This is a genomic window from Corynebacterium sp. MSK035, from assembly GCF_030232615.1.
GTDB lineage: Bacteria > Actinomycetota > Actinomycetes > Mycobacteriales > Mycobacteriaceae > Corynebacterium > Corynebacterium jeikeium_D.
Genome location: NZ_JASPJP010000032.1, coordinates 1 through 5,679, shown reverse-complemented (window position 1 = coordinate 5,679; position 5,679 = coordinate 1). Strand labels below are relative to the sequence as shown.

Here is a 5,679-nt window from a genome sequence, read left to right as displayed (position 1 = left end):
AAAGGCCCCATGAAGTAACAAACGGTGTGCCCGCCCCGCAACACGCCGAGCGGACACACTTTTTGCTACTTAACCCGGACGTGCGCCTTAAGAGAAATAACTAAAGCCCCTACCAGTGTTTCTCCTGGTAGGGGCTTGGAAGTTAGTGGCGGGGGCTGGATTCGAACCAACGACCTCTGGGTTATGAGCCCAGCGAGCTACCGAACTGCTCCACCCCGCGTCAACTGTCCTGGCTTTTACAAGCACTCACAGCGGGTGCTGACCTCTCTGGCCAACGAGAAGTAACTGTAGCACGGAGGTCCCAACAAAGACCAATCCCCAGGTCATAGCGGGTTTCGCTACAACCTGGGGATCCTATAGACCATAAGAACCTATGATTCTCGGCTAATCTCTCGTTGCAAGCCTTACTCTCTGTAAACCTTACTGGCCGTTAGCCTTCTGGTAGTCAGTGGCAGCGCGGTCGAGCTCGGCAAGTGCCTGGCCCTGCGCCGCGTAGTCACCGTTCTTCTGAGCGTCGTTAAGCTTTTGCAGTGCGTCGGAGATACGGCGAGCGGCGTCGTCACGCGCGGCGACATCAACCTTGCGCTCTTCCTTCGGTGCCTCGTCGTCGGACTCAGCGTCGGCGGCATCCTTGTCCTTATCCGCCGACTGCTCCTCAGTCTCTTCCTCACCGCGGACCTTGGTCGCGGCGGAAGCATCGATACCGACCTGACTCAGAGCCTCAGTGACCGTGGCGCCATAGCCCACCTGACCGCGGTAAGCGACGAGAATACGCAGCAGCTTCGGGAATGCGGTCTCCTGGCCCTTGCGCTGGGTGTAGACCGGTTCGACGTAGAGAATCTCGCCATCGCCGACCGGCAGCGTCAGCAGGTTACCGTTGGTGACCACGTTCGTGCCCTCGAGCAGAGTACGGTCCTGGGCGACCTCATCTGCGGACATCATCGTGTCCTGCGCCTGACGCGGACCCATGGTCTGGGTGTTGGTCGGCAGGGCACGGATGGTGATCTGACCGTACGTCTCCGGATCGGAGGAAGCGCTCATCTGGGCGGCGAGGAACTCGCGCTCCAGACCGCGGAAGGCGGAAATCAGCTGGAAGCTCGGCTTTCCGGTCTTCGGATCGGAAGCGACAACGTAGTACGGCGGCTGGGAGAGGTTCTGCTCTTCCGGCGCGGTCGGATCGGACGGGACGGACCAGAAGGAGTCATTGGCGAAGAAAACGCCCGGATCGCTGACGTGGTACTTAGCCATCAGCTCACGCTGAACCTTAAACAAGTCCTCCGGGTAGCGCAGGTGCTCCTGCAACTCCTCGGAAATCTCCGACTTCGGCTTCACCACATCCGGGAAGACACCCTCCCAGGCCTTGAGCACCGGATCCTTCTCATCGAACTCGTAGAGCTCAACGGTGCCATCGTAGGCATCGACGGTCGCCTTGACCGAGTTGCGGATGTAGCTGACCTCGCTGTTTGGCAGCGGGCGTGGAGTGCCATCCGGGTTAATGGAGTCCTGTGTGGTTTCCTGGAGGCTCATGCGCTGGGAGTACGGCATCTTGGCCAGCGTGGTGTAGCCGTCGACAATCCACTTCATACGGCCATCGACTACAGCCGGGTAGGTCTTGGTGTCAGTAGTCAGCCACGGGGCGACCTTCTGAACACGGTCACGCGGATCGCGGTTGTAGATGATCTTGGAGTCCGGCCCAATGCGGTCGGACAGCAGGATGTTCAGCTCCTGGTAACGGGTGGCAAAAATCATGCGGCTGGCAAGTCCGCCAACGCCAACACCACCCTCACCGTCGTAGGTGAAGTTACGGCCGTCGGCATCGTACTCATAGTCCTTGCCGTCACCGTTACCGCCAACAATCGCATAGTCGGCATCGCTGTTGGCGATAACCGGGCCGTAGTAGATACGCGGCTGCTTCAGGTTCAGGTTCATGCCGTTCGGGTCCTCGGACTCGAACAGGTCAGCCACGGTGTACAGCGGGTAACCGCCGCGGGCGGAACCGGACTCGGAGGCAACCTCGTCGACCTTATTAGCCGGCGCAGCAACGAAACCATTGCCGTGGGTGTAGACCGTGTGACGGTTAATCCAGTCAGTCTGGTTACCCTGCAGCGTCTGCGGGTTCAGTTCACGAGCAGCGACGATGAAGTCACGGGACGCACCATCGATCTGGTAGCGGTCAATGGCAAGCGGATCGGAGAAACCATAGAAGTTCTTCAGCTGGCGCTGCTGCGTGAAGGTACGTGGCAGCACTTCCGGATCCAGGATTCGGATATTGGCCAGCGTCGCAGCATCGCGGGAAATCGAGTCCGCACCTTCCTTCGCGGCTTCCTTATCGCCTTCCTTTTCAGCCGGAACACCCCAGTCGCGCTCAACCTTCACCTTGTCGTCAGTAAGCCCGTAGTGGTAGCGCGTCGATTCAATATTGCGCGCAATGTATTCGCGTTCCTTGGAAGCGCGGTTCGGGTTAACTGAGAACTGCTCAACTGCCATCGGCCAGGCCACGCCAATCAGACCTGCGGAAACCAACATCAGCACGGTGGCAAACGCCGGGATCGAAAGATTGCGCAGGAAAATGGCCGCGAAGAATGCAGCGGCCACGACGATTGCGATGACCAGCAGCGTAATCTTCGCCGGCAGCAGCGCATTGATATCGGTGTAGGAACCACCGGTGAAGGTCTTCTGCTTGTTATTCAGCAGCTCATAGCGGTCCAGCCAGTAAGACACAGCCTTGAGCAGCATGAAAACACCGGCCCAGCACGCCAACTGCGCACGAGCCGCATTGGAAACGCGGGTCTTCTCCCCTGTAGTCGGGTTACCTGGGCGGATGCCACCAAGGAAGTAATGCGTCACCAGCGACAGCAGGAACGCAATAACTACCAGGACAACCAGCGTCGAAATGATGTACGACCACAGCGGCAACTGGAATGCATAGAAGCCCAAGTCCTTGCCGTACTGCGGGTCAGTCTCACCGAAGGACTGCCGATTTAAGAACAGCTGCACCGTCTGCCAATTACCCTGCCCCACAAGGCCACCGAGTACGCCGAATACAACGGGCAGCGTGGTGAACATCGACTTCGAACCGGATTCAGCCATCCGTCGGTACACTGCCTGCGGGCTGCGTGGATCCGTCAGTCCGAGGTCGACGGGCCGCGAGCGCCACGCCAGCCACATAGATAGAAATGTCAGTGCGCCCGTTATCAGGCCTACAGTGATAAACAGGACGATACGAGTGAGCCACGTGGTGGCGAATACCCCTCGATACCCCACTTCACCGAACCACTGAAAGTCCGTATAAAAATTGACGGCGATTGGAATAACAAAGGTCAGCGCGGCAATCACCAACACGGTAATTGCCAGCCACCCCGGTCGGCCACCCGCCGATCGTCTCGGTCGAGTCTGGTTTAGAGACAACGTCTCTCCTGTTCGAGTTGAGCTTGACTTGCCAGCGAGCTGGTAAGTCGGTCGTACGCTTATCTGTCATCTACTCTAAATAAAGTTCCTAACATTTGACTAAGGATGCTGTTAATACAGCGTTGCCAGGAAAGGGGCGTCGTCAAGCGTCATGAGCGAAAACAACGGCACTCAGACTCATCTCAGCCAGCAGGCACTCAATCGCGCCGTGCGCGAAGCTGTCGAATACGTCCACACCGAAGGTTGGGACCGCGCTCCGAGCCTCTTCGCCCTCGTCCCCACCGCCGCGCTTGCCGACGTGCTTGCCGACGAGCTGATTGACAGCGCCCCATTGACTGTCGTTGCGCAGGAACCCCTCCCCGAGGGAATTGAAGGCGGTAGCCCTGAGTTGGCGGACTTTATCGCTCGGACATCGTGGCCGGCAGGTGTCGTCGGTGCCGTGTTAGCGCAGGAAATAATGGTCATCGCTCCGGAGCAGGCGGACAGCTTTGAGGGTGCATCCCTGGACGAGGTGCGGGCACAGGCGGATGGTGAGGCGGCTCGCCAGGCACGTCTTTTCAGTGGTGTTATCAGCGAAGGTCCACACCTAACACTGATCCAACCTCGCCCCACAGAGGCGGAACTGGATGAGCGTGGGCCCTTTGCTGAAGATGAGATTGAGCTAAAAGATGGTTCTGGGGTAGCCGATGGTGTCATCGCTGCGTTGTATTCCACGTTCGGAAGCGCCTCATAAATCCACCTACCAGCGATAAGAGACAAAAAGAGGTATTGAAAGCGCCGAATATACATATAACTAGCTGATTCCGGTTGACATCGGACTTAGAACCTAGTTGTATAACAAAGTGATAAAGGCGCGTCTCTAAGTATCCGCTCAGGGTTCTGTCGGACTTGGTTCTGTCGGACTTGGTTCTTCCAGGGACGGTCTGTGGCGAAGAAATCGCGAGTGTAGCGCGAGTTTTTCCTTCTATAGGTTTTCAACTAAGAGGTTTTTAATTATGAAGAACAACGTTGTTCGCCGTGCAGCAGCCTCGGCAGCTGCAGCTTCTGCGCTGGCAGCCTCCCTCCTGACTGGTGGTGTTGCCAACGCTCTTCCTACTGGTAACTACGTTGCCTTCGGCGATTCCTTCGCTGCTAACCCGGGCCAGTCCGATCCGGCCGTGCCGGGCCGTGGTGGCTGCCCAATTTCGGTTTCGAACATCGGCTCTCACGTTGCTCGCGAGACTGGCCTTGAACTGCACGACTACTCCTGCAACGGCACTACCGCTTTCATGCCGACTCAGCCGCAGAAGTCCCTGATGGGCCAGGTTGACAACGCTATCGCTCAGGGCTCCCTCGGCCCGGCTACCCAGCTGGTGACCATCTACGTTGGCGCCAATGACGCAATGCAGGGCGCTGTGCTGCCAATGCCGGTTCAGGATGACCTGTACACCACCAACGTTGTTGCCGCGGTGCAGAAAATCAAGGCCGCTAACCCAACTGCTCGCGTCATGCTGATTGGCTACCCAGCTTTCACCTCGAATGACCCGACTCACTACGCCTGCCCGGTCAACGCCGCAGGTTTTGCACCGCACATTCCGGCTGCCGGCATGCACCAGTTTGAGATGGCTCTGCAGAACCGTCAGGAGCGCGCTGCAAATGAGTCCGGCATCGGTTTCGTCAACATGAAGAACATTGCCAACATCGATGTCGCAATGTGCGGCCCGGACGGTGAGCGTCAAGTCTCGGCAATTCTGGATACTGACGTTGCTTCCTACAACATGACCAACCACCCGACCTTCCACGGTTCGGCAGTTACTGGCACCACCATCGCCAACGTCTACAAGAGCACCTTCTAAGGTTGCCCGACGCCGCTCAGGCGTTTTGGAATGTAAAAACCCTCGGTCCCGCTTTGAAAAGTGTGGTCGAGGGTTTTGCTATCCCTTGCGCTGCGGGCTCCAGTTTTTACACTTTCGCTTCCGCCACGTCCGCTTCTGCAGTGACCTTAACGCGTTCTCTTCCCTTCAGCGCGCGGAGGGCGTAGAGAATTGTTGCTAGGTCGATAACCTCCTGCAGTAGTGCAATAATCTTCTGGTACTGCGAATCTGCCGCCGACTTGGAGGCTTGGATCCGAATTGTCTGCGTTCCATTGACGGATGATGGGAAAAGCGACTACACGATATAAAAAATATAAAAGCAAAATCCCCGGCCGTAATGACGGGTTAAGTAGCAAAAAGTGTGTCTGACTTTCAGCATTACTGCTGATTAGGCTGGGTAAATCGGGCGGATATAAGC

At 57.4% G+C, this 5,679-nt stretch carries 3 protein-coding genes and 1 tRNA gene; 2 read left to right on the top strand and 2 right to left on the bottom strand.

Annotation, left to right across the window (positions count from 1 at the left end; genetic code table 11):
• Positions 1 to 146 precede the first annotated feature (146 nt).
• Together QP978_RS10640 and QP978_RS10635 are read right to left on the bottom strand one after the other, a co-directional pair.
• Positions 147 to 220, bottom strand: a tRNA-Met gene (locus QP978_RS10640).
• Positions 221 to 420: 200 nt separating this feature from the next.
• Positions 421 to 3,408, bottom strand: coding sequence for a UPF0182 family protein (locus QP978_RS10635; RefSeq protein WP_284857159.1), 2,988 nt, complete (start codon positions 3,406 to 3,408; stop codon positions 421 to 423).
• Between the two features lie 151 nt (positions 3,409 to 3,559).
• Between QP978_RS10635 and QP978_RS10630 the strand changes: the two genes are divergently transcribed.
• Both QP978_RS10630 and QP978_RS10625 read left to right on the top strand, forming a co-directional pair.
• Positions 3,560 to 4,141 (top strand): PPA1309 family protein, encoded by a 582-nt coding sequence (locus tag QP978_RS10630; RefSeq protein WP_016423245.1) that lies wholly within the window; start codon positions 3,560 to 3,562, stop codon positions 4,139 to 4,141.
• A 262-nt stretch (positions 4,142 to 4,403) separates the two neighbouring features.
• Positions 4,404 to 5,243, top strand: a complete 840-nt coding sequence (locus QP978_RS10625; RefSeq protein WP_038626297.1) for a GDSL-type esterase/lipase family protein — start codon at positions 4,404 to 4,406, stop codon at positions 5,241 to 5,243.
• Positions 5,244 to 5,679: the final 436 nt, after the last annotated feature.